Consider the following 21,160-nt stretch of genomic DNA (forward strand, 5'->3'; position numbering starts at 1 on the left):
CGCGGCCCTCGTAACCCGGTTCTTCCCTCCTCCGCTCCTCCGCTTCGCTCCCCCGCTCCGTCAGTCCAGAACCGGGCGGGCCGCGAACCACGAGGTGGGGGACCGGGGTAGCGAATACGTGGCGAAGTTGAGGGTCTCTGGGGGTGGGTGAGGCGAGGAGCGAGGCTTATAGACTCGTCTGGCCTTCCCCTTACCCGCTGATCCGCGTCAGGAGTCTGCCTCATGTCGACCCATCGTCCACCACTGGCGGGACTGGCCGCGGTGGCCGGTGCCGACACCGCGTTGCAGCAGGTCAAGAAGCTGATCGGGCGCGAGTCGGCGATGCTGGTGGCGCCGTCGGCGGTGCGGCCGTTCGTGGCCGCGACCATCGCGGGCGAGCGCCCGCTGGTGGTGGTCACCGCCACCGGGCGCGAGGCCGACGACCTGACCGGCGAACTCACCGAGATGCTCGGCGACAGCGTCGCGCTGTTCCCCTCCTGGGAGACCCTGCCGCACGAACGGCTGTCCCCGGGCGCCGACACCGTCGGCCGCCGCCTGGAGGTGTTGCGCCGGCTCGCCCATCCCGAGGATCCCGGGCACGGTGCGCCGCTGCGCGTGGTGGTGACCACCGTGCGCTCGCTCATGCAGCCCATGGCGCGCGGACTCGGCGACATCGACCCCATCACCCTGCGGGTCGGCGCCGAAGCCGACTTCGACCAATTGCTCACGCGGCTGGTCGAATTCGCCTACGAGCGGGTCGACATGGTCGGCAAGCGCGGCGAATTCGCGGTGCGCGGCGGCATTCTCGACCTCTTCCCGCCCACCGCCGATCACCCGGTGCGCGTGGAGTTCTGGGGCGACGAGGTCAGCGAGCTGCGCGCTTTCTCGGTCTCGGATCAGCGTTCGCTGCACGAGGTTCCGACCGAACTCGTCATCGCCCAGCCCTGCCGCGAACTGCTGCTCACCGAGGAACTGCGCCTGCGCGCGGCGGAGGTGGCGGCCGAGAACCCGGCGGACGCGGCCCTGCTGGAAATGCTGGAGAAGCTCGCGCAGGGCATCGCCGTGGACGGCATGGAGGCGCTGCTGCCGGTGCTGGCTCCGGGGGAGCTGGAACTGCTCACCGACGTGCTGCCCGCCGATACCCATGTGCTGCTGTGTGATCCGGAGAAGGTGCGCACCCGCGCCGCCGATCTGGTGCGCACCGGCCAGGAATTCCTGGAGGCGTCCTGGACCGCGGCGTCCTTCGGCGGCGCCGCCCCGCTGGGCGCGCACGGGCTCGATCTCGCCGCGTCCGGCTATCGGGACCTGGCCGAGGTGCACGCCAATGCCGAACGGCGGCAACTGCCCTGGTGGACCCTGAGCCCGCTGGTCGCGGACGATCCGCGCGAGATCGTGCTGCCGGTGCAGCCCGCGCCCGTCGCGCGCGGCTCCGAGGAACTCATCGCCACCGTCTTCGCCTCGCTGCGCGCGCACGTCGCCACCGGCGGGCGCGCGGTCATCGTGGTGGCCGGACACGGTACGGCGCAACGCATTCTGGAACGCCTGGCCGACGCCGAGGTACCCGCCGCGGCCCTCGACGCGGGCGCGGAACCGGTGCGCGGACTGGTCGGGGTGCTGTGCGGCTCGCTGCACGACGGCATCGTGTTCGACGACGCGAAGCTCGTCGTCATCGCCGAATCGGACTTGAGCGGTAATCGCGTCACCGCCGCGGGCGACGGCAAGAAGCTGCCCGCCCGGCGTCGCAATCAGGTCGATCCGCTCGCCCTGAGCGCCGGCGACATGGTGGTCCACGATCAGCACGGCATCGGCCGTTTCGTGGAGATGATCGAGCGCACCGTCGGCGGCGCGCGCCGGGAGTACCTGGTCATCGAATACGCGCCCGGCAAGCGCGGCCAGCCCGGCGACCGGCTGTTCGTGCCCATGGACTCCCTCGATCAGCTCTCCCGCTACGTCGGCGGCGAACTGCCGAGCCTGTCCAAGCTCGGCGGTTCGGACTGGCAGAACACCAAGCGCAAGGCGCGCAAGGCCGTTCGCGAGATCGCGACCGAGCTGGTGCAGCTCTACGCCGCCCGCCAGGCCGCGCCCGGGCACGCCTTCGGACCGGACACCCCGTGGCAGGTCGAGATGGAGGACGCCTTCGCCTTCACCGAGACCATCGATCAGCTCACCGCCATCGCCGAGGTGAAATCCGATATGGAGAAGGCGGTCCCGATGGACCGCGTCATCTGCGGCGACGTCGGATACGGCAAGACCGAGATCGCGGTGCGCGCGGCGTTCAAGGCTGTGCAGGACGGCAAGCAGGTCGCGGTCCTGGTGCCCACGACGCTGCTGGCGCAACAGCATCTGCAGACCTTCACCGAGCGGCTCACCGGTTTCCCGGTCACCGTCAAGGGACTCTCGCGCTTCACCGATGCCGCCGAGTCGCGGGAGATCATGGAGGGCATGGCCGCCGGCGAGGTCGACATCGTGATCGGCACGCACCGGCTGCTGCAGACCGGCGTGCGCTGGAAAGACCTGGGCCTGACCATCATCGACGAGGAGCAGCGCTTCGGTGTCGAGCACAAGGAGCACATCAAGGCGCTGCGCACGCACGTGGACATGCTCACCATGTCCGCGACCCCGATTCCGCGCACCCTGGAGATGAGCCTGGCGGGCATCCGCGAGATGTCCACCATCCTCACCCCGCCCGAGGAGCGGCACCCGGTGCTCACCTATGTCGGCGCGTACAACGACAAGCAGGTCGCCGCTGCCATCCGGCGTGAGCTGCTGCGCGACGGCCAGGTGTTCTACGTGCACAACCGGGTGTCCTCGATCGACAAGGCCGCCAAGCGGATTCGCGATCTGGTGCCCGAGGCGCGGGTGGTGGTCGCGCACGGCCAGATGAACGAGGACATGCTGGAGAAGACCGTGCAGGGCTTCTGGGAGCGCGAGTACGACGTGCTGGTCTCCACCACGATCATCGAGACCGGCCTGGACATCTCCAACGCCAACACCCTGATCGTGGAACGCGCCGACGCCCTGGGGCTTTCGCAGCTGCACCAGTTGCGCGGGCGCGTCGGGCGCAGTCGCGAGCGCGGGTACGCCTACTTCCTGTACCCGCCGGAGAAGCCGCTCACCGAGACCGCGTACGACCGCCTCGCCACCATTTCGCAGAACTCGGATCTGGGCGCGGGTATGGCGGTGGCCATGAAGGACCTCGAGATTCGCGGCGCGGGCAACGTGCTGGGCGCCGAGCAGTCCGGGCACGTGGCCGGGGTCGGCTTCGATCTCTACGTGCGCCTGGTCGGCGAGGCGGTGGAGGCGTACCGCGCCGCCGCCGACGGCAGGCCGATCACGGTGGACGAGGAGGCCAAGGAGGTGCGCATCGATCTGCCGGTGGACGCGCACATTCCGCCGGACTACATCGCCTCGGATCGGCTGCGCCTGGAGGGCTACCGCAAACTCGCCGCCGCACAGGACGATTCGGCACTGGCCGCGGTGGTCGAGGAGCTGGTGGACCGCTACGGCCCGCTGCCGGTGGAGGTCGGGCGCCTGGTATCGGTGGCCAAACTGCGCCTGCTGGCCCGCGAGTACAACATCGTCGAGATCGGCGTCACCGGAACCACTCTCAAGGTGTCGCCGCTGCAGCTGCCCGATTCCAAGCAGTTGCGGCTCAAGCGCCTGTACCCGAACGCGACCTACCGGCCCACCACCGGCATCGTGCAGCTGCCGCTGCCGCGGGTGGAGGACAGCGTCGGCGCGTCCCGGGTGCGCGATGTCCAGGTGCTGCAGTTCGTCGCGGATCTGCTGCTCGCCCTGGACGGCAAGGCCGCGGGCGCGGTGGATGTGCGCGTCGCCCCGGCGGCCGCGGCCCGATGAGCACGCCGGAGGCCGCGGCGGCCGGCGCGTCCGGCGAGCGGGTGGCCGAGACCGACACCGCCCGCATGACGCACGCCCTGGGCGAGGCCGTCGAGGTGATGGACAGGCTGTGGAACTTCGGCGGCTGGGAGGTGACCCAGACCCACGATTCGCTGCGCCCGTACCTGCTCGAGGAGACCTACGAACTGCTGGACGCGATCCAGGACGCCGACGCCGACACGATCCGCGAGGAGCTCGGCGATCTGCTGCTCCAGGTGCTGTTCCACTCCCGGATAGCCGAGGCCGCAGGCGAATTCACCGTCGCCGAGGTGGCCGCCGCCCTGGTCGCCAAACTCACCCATCGCAGCCCGCACCTGGCCACCGACGCCATCGACCCGGCGGCGAGCCTCGAGGACAAGATCGCCGCCCAGGAATCGGCCTGGGAGGAGCGCAAGACCGCCGAGAAGTCCCGCCGCTCGTGCCTCGACGGCATAGCGATGGCCCAGCCCGCTCTCGCCCTGGCCGAGAAGGTCCGCTCCCGCAGCACGAAGGCGGGCCTGCCCGACGCCCTGATCCCCCCGGCCCTGCGGACCGTCGATCTCGGCGGCCCCGACAGCGCCGAGGAGCGCCTGCGCAAGGCGACCCGCGCCTTCGCCGCCGACGTCCGCGCCGCCGAGGACGCCGCCGAATCCGCACGCGGCCAACGCCTCCCGCTCGACGCCGAGGACTGGTGCCGCTACTGGCCGACGGCCTGAAATGGGCGCTTGTCCGGTTGTGGTGACGCGGGCGGCTGCCACGACGCCGGGCGATTCGTCCACTGCGCCCGCTATGCTTCTGCTGATTCGGGTGCAGAGGAGGAGCAATGCGGGGGCGTAGTGTCGCCATATGCCTGACGGTGCTGTTCGCGGTCACGGGGTGTAGCAAGGTCGTGAGCGGCACGCCCGCGCCCGACCCGGTGGTGGTGAAGATGCCGAAGCTCACGCCGGACAAGATCCCGGACGTGCTGCTGTCGACCGACGAGGTCGGCAAGATCGTCGCGGCCTCCAACCTGACGCAGAAGTTCGAGAACACGGTGCCCACCGTCCCGAACTTCACGTACAAGCCGGAGGAGTGCGCGTCTATGCTGTACACCGCCAACTCCGATACCTACGGCGACAAGTGGACCGGATTCCGGCTGCGGTCGCTGCAGGAGCCGGGGGACAGCTACCAGCACGCCATCTACGAGACCGTCACCACCTTCAAGAACTTCCTGGTCGCCGAGGAGATGGTGAACCAGTACCGCGAGGTGCTGGCGCAGTGCGATGGGCGGCAGGTCACCAGCACGCCCAAGGACGGCAAGGACAAGCCCAGCACGCTGAAGGTCACCGCGGTCGAGCACAGCAGCGACCCGTCGGCGTACTCGGTCGACTGGACGCTGTCCTCGAGCGGCAGCGACTGGGTCTGCTCGGACACCATGCGCACCCAGGGCAACGCCCTCATCGAGATCTCCAGCTGCGCCTACGCCGACGCGCGCACCTCGGCGGTCATCGCCGACCGCATCGCCACCAAGATCCGCCAGTTGAACTGAGGCGCGAAGGCGCCTGTCCCGCAAACGAAAGCGCTGCCCGGCCGGATGACGTCCGGCCGAGCAGCGCTCGTCATCGCGCGGCGATGATTACACGTTCACCCCGTAGTCGCGAGCGATGCCCCCGAGCCCCGACGCGTAGCCCTGGCCGATGGCCCGGAACTTCCACTCGGGTCCGTGCCGGTACAGCTCACCGAAGACCATGGCGGTCTCGGTCGAAGCGTCCTCGGTCAGATCGAAGCGGGCAAGCTCGGCGCCATTGGACGCGTCGACGACGCGAATGTAGGCATTGCGAACCTGGCCGAACGACTGGCGCCGATTGTCGGCGTCGTGAATCGATACCGGGAAGAAGATATTGGTGATCGTCGGCGGCGTACCGGCCAGATCGACATTGATCACCTCGTCGTCTCCGTCGCCGGCGCCGGTGAGGTTGTCACCGGTGTGCTCGACACTGCCCTCGGGCGAACGCAGGTTGTTGTAGAACACGAAATGCGCATCCGACAGCACACGCATATTCGAGCCACAGATCAGCGCGCTCGCGTCCAGGTCGTAGTCCGCACCGGTCGTGGTGCGTACATCCCAGCCGAGGCAAACCGAGACCTTGGTCAAGTTCGGGGCCTGCTTGGACAGCGAAACATTTCCGCCCTTGGCCAAACTGACGCTCACATCTCTCCTTCCCCGCGGTGCCTTCACACCGCATCCCTCCTGATTATGGTCGAAGAGAAGGCCCATTGTGTGCGTTCAATTCGGCACCGCAGCCCGGCCCGAAGTTTGGTGCCGGAAATGTCCGAATTGGCGCACGCAATGGGCCTCGCTCGCGACCTCAGTTACGCTCTGTCGCCATGGATTTCAGCGTCGCGACGCGTCGCTCCAGGTAGCGCAGTTCGGTGGGATCCAGCACGGTCCGCTGGATGCCGGAGGCCACCGTGAAGGCGGACTGGCGATGATCATCGATGGTTTCCACCTCGATGGCGACCGCCACGTAATCCTCGGCGCCGGGCAGCGGATCGGCCACCACGCTCGCTCGTCCGCTCGCGCACAGCGCCACGTCGCCGCCGCCGAGAATCAGCAGCGCCACCGCGGGCCGCGCACGGAGGCGGGCCAGTGACCCGCGATCGGACTTGAGACTGAGCAGGATCCGTCTGTCCCCGGCGCGCACCGGCCAGGAGACCGGAATCGCGTGCGGGGCCGGATCCGTGGTGACCAGAACCGCGATGGTGTCGAGTGGCCAGTCTGGAAGAGTGTCGAGTTGGGGATGTTCCGCAGGGGCCTCCGTTGTAGAGGGCTCCTGACGCTCCCGCGCTTCGGCTACCATATCGTCACCTCACGATCGGGTATAAACACAGCGGGCTGGACTGTGTTGCCAGCAAGTGTATGCCGTTGCCACAGTGGCGCGCTGGGGTCCGTGTCGCGTGCCCGCTCCCGCCCGTGTGTCCGAAACGTCGGTTACAGCTGTGAAAACACCTTCGGACCTGCGCGGTAATGGATTGACGCGGGGCCGGATCGGTTGCATCATTCGTTACAGTTCCTCGACTGCTCGAGGTCCCGCGAGTAACCGGCCGATGACCGCCCGGTGAAGCCCGTCCGCCCGTTCCGGCGTCGACGAACGCAACCTGTTCCGAACAACGCGACGCGTCAGGCGTCGGCCCCAGAGTGAGGTGAGTGCGAATGATTTTCCGGCCGTACCTGCGACGACCGTGGATATCACCGCGCACCGCTCTGCCCGCCCCGTTCTTCTGAATGCCCAAGGGTTTTCGTGGCTCGCGCCGGTCCCCCTGACAGGGGCCGGCGCCGGGTCGCGCCGGTGTGGGGTCCATGACGTGAGGTGAAAGCGCGAGAGAGCGGAGACGGTGATGGTGGAAATGGTTTCGGTGTCGGCGGCGGTGGTCGACGATCTGCGGCATCTGCGCGGGGAGATGACGGCGGCGGAGGTGCCGTACCTGCTGGTGCGCGACGCCGAGAACAGGCCGGTGCTGTCCGTGGACAGCTCCCATCGCGCCGCGCTGCGGCGGGTGCTCGGCGCGGCGGTGGTGGCGGGATTCGCGGTCAACGAGAAGCAGCACAACGTGTTCCGGCTGGGCCGTGACCTCGACACCGCGCATCACGTCGAGATCGAGGTGTGGGAGTACCACGGTGACACGGTGGAATGCCCGCGGCCGAACGCGTTGACCCGCAATGTCTTCGATCTCGCCGATGTCGAGATCTCCACCGTCCTGCTGTACGACGCCAGCTGGCCCACGCTGTCCGGCATGTTCGCGCCGCATCCCACCGATGTGGGTTTCGACATCGACATCGTGTTCTCCTGGGTGGACGGCACCGATCCCGAATTCCGTGCTCGCCGTGCGGGAATGATGGCCCAGGTGGTGGTGGGCGAGGGTGACGAGGCCGATGCCCGCATCCGCCAGATCGACGAACTGCGCTACGCCCTGCGTTCGGTGCACAAGAACGCGCCCTGGATCCGCCGCATCTTCATCGCGACCGACTCCCGGGTGCCGGATTGGCTGGCGGACGATCCGCAGGTCACCATCGTGCGCGCGATCGACCACTTCTCCGACGTGAGCGGCCTGCCGATTTTCAATTCCCATGCGGTGGAATCGCAGTTGCAGCACATCGACGGGCTGTCCGAGCACTTCCTGTACTCCAACGACGACATGTTCTTCGCCCGCCCGGTGCGTCCGTCCATGTTCTTCACCCCGGGCGGCATCAGCCGCTACATCGAGGCGGGCACCCGCATCGGCCCGGGCTCGAACAACGAGCGCCGCAGCGGTTTCGAGAACGCGGCGCGGATGAACCGGCAGTTGCTGAACCGGCGCTTCGGGCACGTCATCACCAGGCACCTAGAACACACCCCGGTGCCGTTGCGGCGCAGCGTATTACACGAGATGGAGCAGACCTTCCCGGAGGATTTCGCGCGCACCCGCACCAGTCGCTTCCGCGCGGCCACCGATATCTCGGTGACCAATTCGCTCTACCACTACTACGCCCTGCTCACGGGCCGCGCGGTACCGCAGGAGGCGGGCCGGATGCGCTACGTCGACACCACGCTGTACACCGGCCTGGCCCTGCTGGAGGGCCTGGAACGGCGGCGCGACGTGGACTTCTTCTGCCTCAACGACGGCAGCTTCCCCGAGGTGCCCGAGGCCGAGCGGGTGCGCGCGGTGTCGCGGTTCCTGGAGACGTACTTCCCCGAGCCCGCGCCGTGGGAGAAGCCGGACACCTCGACCGTGGTGGCCTTCGAATCCGGCGCCGCCTGAACGGTTTTCACGGGTGGCCCGCCCGGCGGGGCGGGCCACCGGTCGGCCGTGCCGGGGCGCTATTCGACCCGGTGCGCGGACTCACCGTCGGATTCGACCGTGCCGCGGCCGGATTCGGCGGCGCCGTCGCGGCGGCGCATGACGTGCGGAATGCGCGCGGCCGGCGGAATCACGATGCCGGCGGCGGCGAGCTTCTCGGCCGCCTGGTCCGGCGTCGCGGGCTCCCCGACGGTCGGCCCGGCCCCGATCGGCACCACCGAGTGCACCACGGTGTCCGGGTACACGTGCACGTAGTTGAACGCCTGCGCGGCATCTCGCCCGCGCAGCCCGCCGGTGGGCACCGACAGATCCTGGCTGTAGCAGGTCGCCGACGCCACGGACACCGGAATGCCTGCGAACGAGGCGCTGGTCGAGAAGTGCAGGTGCCCGGCCAGAATCGCGCGCACGTCGGTGCCGTCCAGCACCCCGGCCAGGCGGCGCTGATCGCGCAACTCCACCGTCACGGCCAGATCGATGACGCAGGGGATGGGCGGGTGGTGCATGGCCAGAATGGTCCCGAAGGGCGCCGGCTCGGCCAGTTCCGCACGCAGCCACTCCAATTGGGCATCGGTGATCTCACCGTAGTGATGCCCGGGCACCGAGGTGTCCAGCGCGATGACCCGCAGCCCGTCGAACAGGTGGACGCTGTCCAGCGGTGTGTCCGAAGCCTTTTCGCCGAGCAGTTCCTCGCGCATCGTCTCGCGGTGATCGTGATTGCCCGGCACCCAGACCACCGGCGCCCCGATGCGCCGGGCGACCGGTTCCACCACCGCGCGCAGGCGCCGATAGGCCCCCGGCTCGCCCCGGTCGGTGAGGTCGCCGGTGAACACGATCGCGGTGGGCGTGATGCGGCTCGCCTCGGCCTGATCCAGGAGCAGGCGCAGCCGGGCCTCGGCGTCGACATCGCCGTACAGGTCCTCGTCGGCGGCGATCAGGTGGGTGTCGCTGATGTGGAACAGAACATGGTCCGCCCTCGGGTATTCGGCGACTCTCGAGATGTACACGGACATCCTCCCCGGCAGTGTGGGTGCCTCGGCTTGCCGTTTCCGTCCGTCAGAATAGCGAAGCCTTTTCTTTCAGCGTGCCTGCGTCCAGTGACGGCACGCTTGCGAGAAGGTGAGATTTGGATGTCGGCTCAATGCCCGAGGCTACCGGCCAGCACTCGCGGAGTCTGCTGCTCACGTGTCTGCAGCAGAGCGAAGTAGCGGCGCAGCATCAGCACAGCTGTGGTGGCGAGTCCGGCGGTCAGGCCCCACCAGACCCCCGCCGCGCCGAGTCCCGCCGGGAAGGCGAGCAGCAGCGCGGTGGGCAATCCCACACCCCAGTAGCCGACCAGGGACAGCCGGAAGCCGGCCTTGGTGTCCTTCAGGCCGCGCAGCAGCCCGACGGCGACGTTCTGGGCCGCGTCGAACAGTTGCAGCACGATCGCGATGAGCAGCAGTCCGTGCGCGAGAGCGACGGTGGCGGTGTCGGAGTCGTCGAGGAAGGGCAGCAGCACCAGGTTCGGCGCGGCGACATAGGCGATGCCGGTGACGGCCGCGACCACCGCGACGTAGCGCAGCGCCAGCCACGCCAACGCGCGCGCGTGCGGATACTCATCGCGCGCAACGGCCTTGCTGACCAGGATGGACGCGCCGTGCGAGAGCCCGATCGCGACCTGGAAGACGATGTAGACGACCTGGTAGACCACGTTGTGCGCGGCGAGCGCGGCCGCGCCGAGACTGCCCATGACCAGCGCCAGCACCGAGAACATACCGGCCTCGGAACCGTAGGTCAGGGCGATGGGTGTGCCCAGTCGCAACTCGGCGCGCACCGTGGCCCAGTGCACCGGCCACATCCGAAGCGGCAGTGTCGCACCGAGTTCGGCGTCGCGGCGCACCATGATCCAGAAGACGCCGAAGGTGATCAGGAAGACCAGCGAGGTGGCGACGCCGATACCGGTGAGCCCGAGTTCGGGCAGCAGGTACCACCCGTGCATGAAGGCAAGGGCCAGTACGACATTGAGCGCCACCGAGCCGAGCGTCACCAGGAGCAGGGCCTGCGGCCGCTGCATGCCGACGGTGTACTGCCGCAGCACCTGGAACCACAGGCAGGGCAGCAGGCCCGGCGCCAGCGCGACCATCATGGGCCGCGCCTGATCCAGTACCGCGCCGTCCTGGCCGAGCCACTGCAGCGACCACCCGAGCCCGATGAGCAGCGCGCCGCCCAGCAAACCCGCGAGGGTGGCGATGAAGAAGCTCGATCGCACCACCTCGCGCACTTCGACATCGGGCTTGCGGCCGCGCTTCTCGGCCCGGCTGACCGCGATCGCCACCTGGTTGCCGGTGCCGGTGATCAACCCGACGCACATGGTGCGAATCTGGTTGAACAGCACCAGCGCCAGGCCGCCCGCGGCCACCTGCCGCACCCCCAGCGTGCCCATCAGGGCGATGTTCGTGGTCGAGATCGCGACCTGGGCCAGCTGGGTGAGCGCGATGGGCGTCGCCAGTGCGGTCAGCTGCCGCCCGTCGGATAGCCGGGCCGGCCGTGCGGCGTATGTCATTGGGCCAGTGCCTCGTCCGGCCGCGGCGCGGTGGCGGCGGGGGGTACCAGGATCGTGTGCGTATCGCCCGGGCCGGGCCCGCCGCGCAGGCCCTCGAGCAGGTCCGAGATCATGGCGGCCCGGTCGACGAGCTGCTTGCGATGCTTCTCCAGCGCGCGATACACGCCGTCGTCGTCGCCCTGGGCGAGGAGCTCGCCGATGCGATGGGCGGGCATGTCCGTCAGCTCCAGCAGCCGGATCAATTTCGCCTGCGGCAGTTGTTCGTCCACGTAATCCCGCAGCGCGGCGCCGCCGAGGCCGTTCTCGATGGCGAAGGTGTCCGGCAGCGCGTAGTGCAGATCGCGCAGCACCGCGATCTCGCGGGGATCGGGCCGGGCGGGCGGCGCGCAGGCTCGCAGCCTGGCCAGGATGGCGGCCTCGCGCTCGCGGTCCAGCAGGTCGCGGTCGCTCATCCACTCGTCGTCGAAGACGGTGTCGAGGTACTTCTCGCCGTCGTCGTTGATCACGACCACCACGACCGAGTGCGCGGGGTAGGTCTCGAGCCGGGTCAGGGCGGTGTACACCGAGCTGCCCGAGGAGCCGCCGATCATCAGCCCGAGCTCGGCGGCCAGGACGCGGGTGGTGGCGAAGGCGTCCGCGTCGGAGACCTTCACGCGGTCGCTCGGGTCGATCAGGTGCAGGTCCTCGTCCACGTGCAGGCCCGGCTCGGCGCCGAGTGGGGTGCCGGTTCCGGACTGCCAGTAGTCGTGCGCGGGACCGCCGAAGGCGATCGAGCCCTCGGGCTCCACGCCGACCAGGCGCGGGGTGCGCCCGAGTTCGCGCAGTCCGCGCGCGGTGCCGAACAGGGCGCCGCCGGTGCCGACGGCCGCGATCAGCACGTCGATCTTGTCGAGATCGGCGGCCAGTTCGGCGGCGAGCGCGTAATAGCCGATTCCGTTCGCGGAGTTGTGGTGCTGCGCGGGGAAGTAGGCGTCCGGGCCCTGCTCGGCCGCCATTCGCTCGGCCAATTCCTCGCGCGCGTTGGTGGACAGGGCGTCGTCGTCGCCATCGCCGACGAATACCAGCTCGGTGCCCATCGAACGCATTGCGTTCAGCTTGGACTTGCACGCGTGGTGGTCGACCACGGCGGTGAACCGATATCCGCGTTCGCGCGCGACCACCGCCAGCCCGAGGCCGGTATTGCCGGAAGTCGACTCGATGATGTGCCCGCCGGGCCGGAGCAGTTCGCGGCGTTCGGCCTCGAGGATCATGGCGCGGGCCATGCGAATCTTGGCCGCGCCGGTGGGGTTCATCGTCTCGAGCTTGAGAAAGACCCGGGATCCGGTCTCGGTGCTGACGGCGAGCTCGAACAGTGGTGTCTGTCCGATCAGCTCAGACACGCGCCTGACGATAACCGGCATTTCAGTAATTCTCCTCGGCGAAGTTCTTCAACGTGGGTGATGTGGGCGAGCCGACACGCGGGCGGTTCATAAGGGATAGCCCCGGTCCGGCGGCAATAACGGGCGGTGGCGGATTTCTCGTCACGCCCGCGGAGCGCGGAGGTTCATGTCGTGCATTCGCGAAGCAAGCAAAACGATAGTGCAGTCGGGGAGCGGCTGCCAGTGCTCCGTTGGTGTGGCGATGCCGGAATGGGGCAATTTGTCAGCATTCGTCGGATTTACCGTCCAACGTCCAGCGCAATTCGCCGTTCGCGGTGTTGTGCGCGGCGTGCAGGACCACCTTCGCGGGAACGGGCAGTTCGTGAAAGGCGGACTCATTGCTGTCCATCTGATATCCGGCCGTATTCGGGTATACGAGCAGATCGCCGATTTCGGCGGGCCGGGGCAGCGGAATGCGCCGGCGGCTCAGCATGTCGTCTTCCAGGCAGGAGGCGCCGCCCACACAGGTGGGGGTGAGCTCGCCCGGGCGCGGCGGCCACAGCACCGGATCGGGCAGGTACTCGCTGGCGAACCACTGCTCGGACAGGCTCAGACTGGTGCCGTTCACGGTCAGGATGGCGTACCGATGTCCGTGCGCGGTGCGGGTTTTCACACCCTGCACCCCGAAGACCGAACAGCCGGCCCGATCCAGCAGGGCGCGCCCGGGCTCGATCGCCAGGCGAATTCCGGCCGCGCGCAGCTGATCCGCCAGCTGCCGGTACTCCAGGATGGCCGCGAGCATCGCCGGACCCGGCACGGGGCAGTGGTAGGGGTAGTAGGTCTCGGTGCGCGGCGCCCGATCGCCGTGGAACCAGCGCGGATTCACCCCGTCGAGGAAGGCGCGCCAGGTCTCGGCGGCGACGTAGTTCACCCCGAAGCCGCCGCCGATGGAGATGGTGGTGACCGGATGCCCGAGTCCGCGCGCCTCGCGGCAGCGCTCGATCAGGGCCAGCGCCAACTCGGCGCGGTCGGCCACGTCGTAGCCGGTCAGGTGAAAGCTGAAGCCCTCCAGGCGAATCGACTTCTCGTCGGCCGCGGTGAGCGCCAGATCGAGTTCGTCGCAGGTCAGGCCGAAACGGCTGCCGCTGTTCGGCGGCAGGACGCGCAGCATGACGCGCGCGGGTCCGTCCCCCTTCGCCACCGTGCCCAGTCGCGCCAATTCGCCGAGGTCGTCGATCGCCACCAGGGCCCGATGCCGCGCGGCCAGCTCCAGCAGGCGCGCGGATTTCGACGGTCCGGTGACCATGAGGTCGGCGCCGCGCACGCCGCCGCCCAGAGCCGCGACGAACTCCTGCGCGCTCGAAACATCCACGCCCGCACCGGCTCGGGCGCACGCGCGCACCACCGACGGCGACTTGTTCGCCTTCTTGCCGTAGTAGATCGCCCCCACCACGCCGTGTCCGGCGAACACGCGCTGGAAGTCGCGGATGTTGCGGACCACGCGTTCGGGATACATGAGATGGAACGGGCCGCCGATCGCGTCGGCCAACTCGCGCAACAGCTCCGGATCCGCGAGCACCCGCCGTTCCCACTCGTCGCGGTGCGCGGGCATCGGCGCCGCGGTGATGGGGGATACCTCGTGCACCGACTCGTTCCGCACGGTCGCGGTCTCGCTCTTCACGGTGTCGGTCAGCGCTGTCTCCGTTCCTCGGGCGCGCGGGCGGCGGTCAGTCCCACAGCGACACCTCGGTGCCGCGGCCCTCGGCGATGGCGCGGGTGGCCAGGGCGTGCGCGACCGCGATATCGGTCAGCACCAGGCCGCTGTTGTAGACGAAAACGCGTTCCTCGTCGGTGATTCGGGCGCTGGCGCGGCGGCTCAGGATGTGCGGTAGCTCGGCGTCGACCCGGCGTAGCCTGCCGTCGGGCCCGGCCATGTCGGTGCCGGTGAGCGCCATCTGCTCGGCGCTGGTGGCGACCACCCGATCGGCCTCGTTGAGAGTCGAGGGCGCCAGGCCGTAACCGACCAGGACCACCGTCGAACCGGGGGCCAGATCCGCGGCCTCGATGGCGACCCGGGTGCCCGGGCCCGCGGTGGCCAGCACGATGTCGGCGCCGCCCGCGGCGGCCTTCGGATCGGTCACCAGTTCCAAGTCGACGTGCGGATTGTGCTGCCCCAGTTCGCGATACACCGACTCGATGCCCTCGGGGTGGGTGCCGTAGAGCATGAGCCGGTTCAGGTGCGGATTGGCGGCCAGCAGATGCGGCAGCGCGTTGCGCCCCTGGGTGCCGGTGCCGACCAGCAGGACCGAGCGGGCGCCGGGGCGCGCCGCCTCACGGGCGAGCAGCGCCGAGACCGCGGGCGTGCGCAGCGCGCCGACCCGCGCGCAGTCCATCATGGCGATGGGAATACCGGTGGCGTCGTCGTACAGGGTGATCGTGGTGTAGTACCGCTTGGTGCTGCGATCGTGGTGCGGATCGAACTTGTACGAGGTCTTCATGGCGACCACCCGGCGGCGGCCGTCACGACCGAGCATGGCGTAGGCCACCGACCAGCCGTCGGGGTGCGCGACACTGAGTTTGCGCGGATTATCCGAATCACCGGATGCCAGTGCGAGATACGCGTCCTCGACGGCGCGCACGACCTCGGCCGGGCTGATCGGCACATCGGCTAGGTCGCTGCGGCTGAGTACGCGCAGCGGGGTGGGTCTGGTAGTCAACTGCGGAGTCCTCGGATCGTACGGAAGGGGGCCACCACCCGCTGGCCGTATCCGTTCTCGGTGGCTTCTGCCGCGGCGCGGCGGCGCTGGGGCAGCCGGATGTTCACTCGCTTGAGCCAGCGATCGGTGCCGTCGTAGCGGGGGGTGAACGGCACCCGTCCGTGCACCACGACATCATTGTCCACGAGCAACAGTTCCCCCGGGGCCAAAGCGGCGGTGATGCAGACCCTTTCGAGTTCCGTTGCCAAACGGTCATAGGCGGCCAGGAATTCGCAGTCCGCGCCGTCCAGCGGGGTGTAGGCCGGGTCGAAGCGCAGGGTCAGCTCGCCCCCGTCCTCGCCGAGGGTGGCGACCGAGGGCGCGGGTTCGGTCTCGAAATCGTCGCCGTAGGAGATATCGGGCAGAATGGGCAACTCGCGCCTGCTCAGCCGTTCCCGTTGTGCCGCATCGAGTTCCACCCGCCGCACCGAGGAGACGGTGGTGCCGACGAGGTCGGGATTGCGCAGGCAGCCCAGCATGAGCAGGTTGGCGCGCTGGGGGTGGAAGGCGTCCTCGGTGTGCGGGCTCAGCAGGGTGGTGCTGCTGGCGCCGGATTGCTCCTGTTCGTGGCCGGGCGTCGGCACGATGTTGTTCACCAGCCGCCCGCCCTGCTGGCCCTGCCAGCCGAACGGTTCGCCCGCGCACCGCGCGAGCAGCAGCATGGTGACATCCAGGGCGAAGGAGGTCGATGCCCGGTCCGGGTCACCGGCCCATTCGGCGGCCTGGCGCCAATCGACCGGCGTCGTACCGAGTTCGGCGTCGCTGAGCGGTAGCTGCCCGATGACGGTGACGCCGGCGGCGGTGGCGGGCGCGCGCATGACCTGATGCACGACTTCGGGTAATTCGACGTAGCGGTCTTCGATGTGGCGCAACAGGGTCGCGTCGGAGAGGGTGGTGGTTATCGCGGGGCTAGCGCCCAGTGTGACGGTGATCTCATGCGCGAGCGCGCGTACCGTGTGTCCGGCGTCCGCTGGCAGCTCGCGTCGTTCGAGTTCCGAAGGGTGAAGCGTCTGACGTTCGGAGAGAACGCTTTTCGCCAAGGGGGTGCCTTCCTGGCCTCGGAGTGAAGTGCGGTGTATGGGTCCCGCAGGGAAGCTAGTGCGCCCCGGCAAATTTGGCAAGGCTTACCTAAGCGCGTGTTGAAAAAATAGCTGAGAGGTATCAAAGAATAGCCGCGCGGGTCACCGGCACGTATCGATCAGGCCGACTCCTGCGCGCCCGCGTTGACGTTCCTGGAAGGTGCGCCGATCCATATGCATGATGGACAGGGTGCGTTCCACCAAGGCCGGTCTCGGCGCTGTCATGTCCCGCGCCGGCCTGTTGGGCACGGCTTCCCTTCTGATTCTGCTGACCGGTTGCGGCTCAGTCGATCTCACTCCGATTCCGGAGGGCACGCCGCCCGGGCCGGGCGCCGCCCTGCCGGTGATCGATCTGGATGCCCCGGGCCGCACCGCGATTCAGTTGCACGCCTGGGCCGAGGACCAGGCCGACAGCATGGGTATGCCCGCTGTCTCGTTGCAGGCGTACGGCTATGCGGCGGCGGTCATGGCGCGCTCGCGGCCCGACTGCGGCATCGGCTGGACCACCATCGCGGGCATCGCGAGCGTGGAGAGCAGGCACGGCACCCATCGGGGCGCGAAGGTCGCCGATGACGGCAAGGTGTCGCCCGCCATTCGTGGCATTCCCCTGGACGGTTCGCCCGGCGTGGCCCTCATCAAGGACAGCGACGGCGGCAAGCTCGACGGCGACACCGTCTACGACCGCGCGATGGGCCCGCTGCAGTTCATTCCCGAGACCTGGCAGCGTTTCGGCGTCGACGCCAACGGCGACGGGATCGCCGATCCGGACAACATCGACGACGCGGCCCTGACCGCCGCCCGCTACCTGTGCGTCAGCGGCGGCGACCTCACCGGCGCGCCCGGCTGGGAGAAGGCGCTCATGACCTACAACCAGTCGACCGCCTACATGAAGAAGGTCCGCGACCGCGCCGCCGCCTACAGCGTCGGGCGCAAGGCGTAGATCCCCTGCGACCCGGGCTCGTGTATGCGGGCCGATGCCCGGCAACGGGGCGCGTGCTCGCGCCGCGCGCGGCGGGCCGGAGTGACGAACGCGCCGACGGGGGGATGTGGCACACCCGCGTGAGCACGTTAGGCTCGGGGCCTGCACGGGTTGTTCCGTGCGACCTGCCGAGTCAGTAGCCGAAGGAGTGTCGTTTCGTGGCCATCATCGAACAGGTCGGAGCCCGCGAGATCCTGGATTCGCGTGGTAACCCCACCGTCGAGGTCGAGATCGCTCTCGACGACGGCACCCTCACCCGCGCGGCCGTGCCGTCCGGCGCGTCCACCGGTGAACACGAGGCCGTCGAGCTGCGTGACGGTGGCGACCGCTACAACGGCAAGGGTGTGCGCAAGGCCGTCGAGGGCGTCCTCGACGAGATCGCGCCGGCCATCATCGGCCTGGACGCCGTCGAGCAGCGCACCGTCGATCAGGCCCTGCTGGACCTGGACGGCACCCCGGACAAGTCGCGCCTGGGCGCCAATGCGCTGCTCGGTGTTTCGCTCGCGGTGGCCCGCGCCGCCGCCGAGTCCTCGGGCCTGGAGCTGTTCCGCTACATCGGCGGACCGAACGCCCACGTGCTGCCCGTGCCCATGATGAACATCCTCAACGGTGGCGCGCACGCCGACACCGGCGTGGACGTGCAGGAATTCATGATCGCCCCGATCGGCGCGCCGACCTTCAAGGAAGCGCTGCGCTGGGGCACCGAGATCTACCACTCGCTCAAGTCGGTGCTCAAGTCCCAGGGGCTGTCCACCGGTCTCGGCGACGAGGGCGGCTTCGCCCCGGACGTCGCGGGCACCCGCGCCGCGCTGGACCTGATCTCCACCGCCATCGACAAGGCCGGCTACAAGCTGGGCACCGATGTCGCGCTCGCGCTCGACGTCGCCGCCACCGAGTTCTACACCGCCGGTTCGGGTTACAAGTTCGAGGGCGAGGTCCGCACGGCCGCCCAGATGATCGAGTTCTACAGCGAGCTCATCACCCAGTACCCGATCGTCTCGATCGAGGATCCGCTGGACGAGGACGACTGGGACGGCTGGGTCGCGCTCACCGATCTCATCGGCGACAAGGTGCAGCTGGTCGGCGACGACCTGTTCGTCACCAACCCCGAGCGCCTGGAAGAGGGCATCGCCAAGGGCGCGGCCAACGCGCTGCTGGTGAAGGTCAACCAGATCGGCACCCTGACCGAGACCCTGGACGCGGTCGACCTGGCGCACCGCAACGGCTACAAGACGATGATGAGCCACCGGTCCGGCGAGACCGAGGACACCACCATCGCCGATCTCGCCGTCGCCGTCGGCTCGGGCCAGATCAAGACCGGCGCCCCGGCTCGTTCCGAGCGCGTCGCCAAGTACAACCAGCTGCTGCGCATCGAGGACGCCCTCGGTGACTCGGCGCGCTACGCGGGCGATGTCGCCTTCCCGCGTTTCGCGTTCGAAGGCTGATCGATCCAACGAATACCGCCGAGTATCGAGGGGTGAGATGACGGAGCGACGGGCGCGCGGCACCAGTCCGGCAGGACGCGGTGACCGCCGCCCGTCGCGTTCGGCCAAACCCCGCTCCGGCGGCGCCAAGACCACGCGCGCGGGGTCGGGCGACGGCACCCGGCGCGGCGGTGCGAGCGCGGCCAAGGCCGCGGTCGGCCGGCGCACCGCCCGGGCCAAGAAGCAGCGGCCCGAACGCAAGATCCTCGGTCTGTCCACCGGCCGCGCGGTCCTGCTGGCCGCGGTGCTGTGCGGACTCGCGCTCACCCTGGCCGTGCCGCTGCGGACCTACTTCACCCAGCGCACCGAGGCCGCCGAACTCGCGGCCCAGCGCGAACAACTCATCGACGATGTCGCGCGCCTGCGCGATCGTCGTGCCGAACAACAGGATCCGGCCTACATCAAGCGTGAGGCCAAGGACCGGCTGCGGCTGGTCATGCCCGGCGAGACCGCCTACATCGTGCAGGTGCCGGGCATGGAACAGCCCGCCGTGCCCACCCAGCCCACCAAGACCAGGGAACCCGATCCCTGGTACACCGAGCTGTGGCGCAGCATTTCCGCGCCGCAGCCCGCAGCAAGCACAGTCGAGGAAGGACAACCCAGGTGACCGCATCCGAGAACAGCCGCCCCGGGGACGAAGCGCCCAGCGAGCGGGATCTCGAGATCGTCGCCAAACAGCTGGGACGTGAGCCGCGCGGCGTGCTCGCCATCGCCTATCACACCCCCGACGGTCAGCCCGCCGTGGTGAAGACGCAGCCGAAACTGCCCGACGGCACGCCGTTTCCGACCCTGTACTACCTGACCGACCCCCGGCTCACCGCCGAGGCGAGCCGGTTGGAGACCACCGGTCTGATGAAGGAGATGAGCGAAAGGCTCACCCGCGACGCGGAATTGGCGGCCTCCTACCGCGCCGCGTACGACAGCTTCATGGCCGAGCGCAACGCCATCGAGGATCTCGGCACCGATTTCGCCGGCGGTGGCATGCCCGATCGGGTCAAATGCCTGCACGTGCTCATCGCGCATTCGCTGGCCAAGGGCCCGGGCCTGAACCTGCTCGGCGACGAGGCGGTGGCGCTGGCGGCCGAGAACGGGTTGCGCGGCAGCGCGATTCCGGCAGACTGGCCGCAGGCCGAGCAGTATCGGGGCACGCCGGAAGATTCGATCTCGGAGGAGTAGTTGGCATGAGTGAGCGGATCGCCGCGATCGACTGCGGCACCAACTCGATTCGACTACTGATCGCGGACGCGGTCCGCGAGGGCGAGGCGCCGCCGCGGCTGACCGACGTGCATCGCGAGATGCGCATCGTGCGGCTCGGACAGGGCGTGGACGCGACCGGCGCGCTGGCCCCCGAATCCATCGAGCGCACCCGGGTCGCGCTGGCCGACTACGTCGATCTCATGATCGAGCACAAGGTGACCCGGGTCCGGATGACGGCCACCTCCGCCACCCGCGACGCGAGCAATCGCGAGGACTTCTTCGCCATGACCGCCGCCGAACTCGGCCGGGTCGTGCCGGGCGCGCAGGCCGAGGTCATCACCGGTGACGAGGAGGCCCGGCTGTCCTTCGCCGGCGCGGTCGGTGAATTGTCCAGTGCGCAGGGGCCTTTCGTCGTCGTCGATCTGGGCGGCGGTTCCACCGAGGTGGTGCTGGGGGACAGCTCCGGCGTGCAGTCCGCGTATTCGGCCGACATCGGCTGCGTGCGCATCACCGAGCGCGCGCTGCACGGCAATCCGCCCACGCCGGAGGAAGTGGCCGCCGCACGGTTCTTCGCCTCCGAGCGGCTGGCCCAGGCGTTCGGCGTGGTCCCGGTCGAGCGGGCGCACACCTGGGTCGGGGTCGCCGGAACCATGACCACGCTGGCCGCGGTCGCGCTCGATCTGCCCGAATACGACTCGGAGCGGGTGCATCTCACCCGGCTCTCGGGCGCGGATCTGCGGGCGGTCTGCGACCGGCTGATCAAGATGAACCATGACGAGCGGGCCGCCCTCGGGCCCATGCACCCGGGCCGGGTGGACGTGATCGGCGGCGGTGCGGTCATCGCCGAGGTACTGGCCGACGAGCTGGCGCGGCGGGCGGGGATCGACGAGTTGATCGTCAGCGAACACGACATCCTGGACGGGATCGCGCTGTCCATCGCGTAATCGGCGATCGAGCGCGGCGCGGCGGCGGGTCTCGGCGCCGGTTCGAGTGGCTTCTTCGGGGCCGTGGCTACCAGCCGCGGCCCCGTTTCCCATGTCCGGGACCACCGCGCGAGTGCGCCACAACTCGCGATCGGACAACGGCAGCTAT

At 69.1% G+C, this 21,160-nt stretch carries 16 protein-coding genes and 1 pseudogene; 9 read left to right on the forward strand and 8 right to left on the reverse strand.

Annotation, left to right across the window (positions count from 1 at the left end):
• The first annotated feature begins 222 nt into the window (after positions 1-222).
• The 3 genes from mfd to ACWDOP_RS31975 all read left to right on the forward strand — a co-directional run bounded on the left by mfd (position 223) and on the right by ACWDOP_RS31975 (position 5,383).
• Positions 223-3,837, forward strand: a complete 3,615-nt coding sequence (gene mfd, locus ACWDOP_RS31965; protein WP_456348031.1) for a transcription-repair coupling factor — start codon at positions 223-225, stop codon at positions 3,835-3,837.
• A 65-nt stretch (positions 3,838-3,902) separates the two neighbouring features.
• The gene (locus ACWDOP_RS31970; RefSeq protein ID WP_456348076.1) at positions 3,903-4,571 is read left to right on the forward strand and encodes a MazG family protein; all 669 of its coding nucleotides are present in this window, start codon (positions 3,903-3,905) and stop codon (positions 4,569-4,571) included.
• Between the two features lie 107 nt (positions 4,572-4,678).
• Positions 4,679-5,383: a sensor domain-containing protein gene (locus tag ACWDOP_RS31975; RefSeq protein ID WP_454202585.1), complete on the forward strand. Its 705-nt coding sequence runs from the start codon at positions 4,679-4,681 to the stop codon at positions 5,381-5,383.
• A gap of 87 nt (positions 5,384-5,470) precedes the next feature.
• Here the strand turns inward: ACWDOP_RS31975 and ACWDOP_RS31980 are convergent, their stop codons facing one another.
• Positions 5,471-6,046: a TerD family protein gene (locus tag ACWDOP_RS31980; RefSeq protein ID WP_454202586.1), complete on the reverse strand. Its 576-nt coding sequence runs from the start codon at positions 6,044-6,046 to the stop codon at positions 5,471-5,473.
• Positions 6,047-6,203: 157 nt separating this feature from the next.
• On the reverse strand, positions 6,204-6,695 hold the full coding sequence (locus ACWDOP_RS31985) for a hypothetical protein (RefSeq protein ID WP_456348032.1): 492 nt from the start codon (positions 6,693-6,695) through the stop codon (positions 6,204-6,206).
• Positions 6,696-7,233: 538 nt separating this feature from the next.
• On the opposite strand from ACWDOP_RS31985, the gene ACWDOP_RS31990 reads away from it, so the two are divergent.
• Positions 7,234-8,634: a stealth family protein gene (locus ACWDOP_RS31990; RefSeq protein WP_456348033.1), complete on the forward strand. Its 1,401-nt coding sequence runs from the start codon at positions 7,234-7,236 to the stop codon at positions 8,632-8,634.
• A 59-nt stretch (positions 8,635-8,693) separates the two neighbouring features.
• On the opposite strand, the gene ACWDOP_RS31995 is transcribed toward ACWDOP_RS31990, so the two are convergent.
• The 6 genes and pseudogenes from ACWDOP_RS31995 to ACWDOP_RS32020 form a co-directional block, all read right to left on the reverse strand.
• On the reverse strand, positions 8,694-9,677 hold the full coding sequence (locus ACWDOP_RS31995) for a phosphodiesterase (RefSeq protein WP_456348034.1): 984 nt from the start codon (positions 9,675-9,677) through the stop codon (positions 8,694-8,696).
• Between the two features lie 131 nt (positions 9,678-9,808).
• Positions 9,809-11,215, reverse strand: coding sequence for an MATE family efflux transporter (locus tag ACWDOP_RS32000; RefSeq protein WP_456348035.1), 1,407 nt, complete (start codon positions 11,213-11,215; stop codon positions 9,809-9,811).
• 353 nt (positions 11,216-11,568) lie between these two features.
• Positions 11,569-12,615, reverse strand: a pseudogene (locus ACWDOP_RS32005) (PLP-dependent cysteine synthase family protein); the annotation flags it as partial.
• A gap of 241 nt (positions 12,616-12,856) precedes the next feature.
• Positions 12,857-14,254: a Y4yA family PLP-dependent enzyme gene (locus tag ACWDOP_RS32010; RefSeq protein ID WP_456348036.1), complete on the reverse strand. Its 1,398-nt coding sequence runs from the start codon at positions 14,252-14,254 to the stop codon at positions 12,857-12,859.
• 46 nt (positions 14,255-14,300) lie between these two features.
• Positions 14,301-15,290 carry an ornithine cyclodeaminase family protein gene (locus ACWDOP_RS32015; RefSeq protein WP_456348037.1) on the reverse strand — a complete coding sequence of 330 codons (990 nt, stop codon included), beginning with the start codon at positions 15,288-15,290 and terminating at the stop codon, positions 14,301-14,303.
• Entirely contained in the window at positions 15,287-16,369 is a 1,083-nt protein-coding gene (locus tag ACWDOP_RS32020; protein ID WP_456348038.1) for a TauD/TfdA family dioxygenase, read from the reverse strand. The genes ACWDOP_RS32015 and ACWDOP_RS32020 overlap by 4 nt, the downstream gene beginning before the upstream one ends.
• Positions 16,370-16,589: 220 nt before the next feature.
• Between ACWDOP_RS32020 and ACWDOP_RS32025 the strand changes: the two genes are divergently transcribed.
• The 5 genes from ACWDOP_RS32025 to ACWDOP_RS32045 all read left to right on the forward strand — a co-directional run bounded on the left by ACWDOP_RS32025 (position 16,590) and on the right by ACWDOP_RS32045 (position 21,012).
• Positions 16,590-17,348, forward strand: a complete 759-nt coding sequence (locus ACWDOP_RS32025) for a lytic transglycosylase domain-containing protein (protein WP_454202594.1) — start codon at positions 16,590-16,592, stop codon at positions 17,346-17,348.
• 197 nt (positions 17,349-17,545) lie between these two features.
• Entirely contained in the window at positions 17,546-18,832 is a 1,287-nt protein-coding gene (eno, locus tag ACWDOP_RS32030) for a phosphopyruvate hydratase (protein ID WP_454202595.1), read from the forward strand.
• A gap of 37 nt (positions 18,833-18,869) precedes the next feature.
• Positions 18,870-19,478, forward strand: coding sequence for an FtsB family cell division protein (locus ACWDOP_RS32035; RefSeq protein ID WP_454202596.1), 609 nt, complete (start codon positions 18,870-18,872; stop codon positions 19,476-19,478).
• Positions 19,475-20,047: a DUF501 domain-containing protein gene (locus ACWDOP_RS32040; protein ID WP_454202597.1), complete on the forward strand. Its 573-nt coding sequence runs from the start codon at positions 19,475-19,477 to the stop codon at positions 20,045-20,047. The genes ACWDOP_RS32035 and ACWDOP_RS32040 overlap by 4 nt, the downstream gene beginning before the upstream one ends.
• 5 nt (positions 20,048-20,052) lie before the next feature.
• Positions 20,053-21,012 (forward strand): Ppx/GppA phosphatase family protein, encoded by a 960-nt coding sequence (locus ACWDOP_RS32045; RefSeq protein WP_454202598.1) that lies wholly within the window; start codon positions 20,053-20,055, stop codon positions 21,010-21,012.
• Positions 21,013-21,160 lie beyond the last annotated feature (148 nt).

Source organism: Nocardia sp. NPDC003693 (assembly GCF_053981095.1).

Coding starts and splice junctions, on each gene's coding strand:
- mfd (WP_456348031.1), top strand. CDS start 223: ATGTCGACCCATCGTCCACCACTGGCGGGACTGGCCGCGGTGGCCGGT.
- ACWDOP_RS31970 (WP_456348076.1), top strand. CDS start 3,903: ATGACGCACGCCCTGGGCGAGGCCGTCGAGGTGATGGACAGGCTGTGG.
- ACWDOP_RS31975 (WP_454202585.1), top strand. CDS start 4,679: ATGCGGGGGCGTAGTGTCGCCATATGCCTGACGGTGCTGTTCGCGGTC.
- ACWDOP_RS31985 (WP_456348032.1), bottom strand. CDS start 6,695: ATGGTAGCCGAAGCGCGGGAGCGTCAGGAGCCCTCTACAACGGAGGCC.
- ACWDOP_RS31990 (WP_456348033.1), top strand. CDS start 7,234: ATGGTGGAAATGGTTTCGGTGTCGGCGGCGGTGGTCGACGATCTGCGG.
- ACWDOP_RS32000 (WP_456348035.1), bottom strand. CDS start 11,215: ATGACATACGCCGCACGGCCGGCCCGGCTATCCGACGGGCGGCAGCTG.
- ACWDOP_RS32025 (WP_454202594.1), top strand. CDS start 16,590: ATGGACAGGGTGCGTTCCACCAAGGCCGGTCTCGGCGCTGTCATGTCC.
- ACWDOP_RS32035 (WP_454202596.1), top strand. CDS start 18,870: ATGACGGAGCGACGGGCGCGCGGCACCAGTCCGGCAGGACGCGGTGAC.
- ACWDOP_RS32045 (WP_454202598.1), top strand. CDS start 20,053: ATGAGTGAGCGGATCGCCGCGATCGACTGCGGCACCAACTCGATTCGA.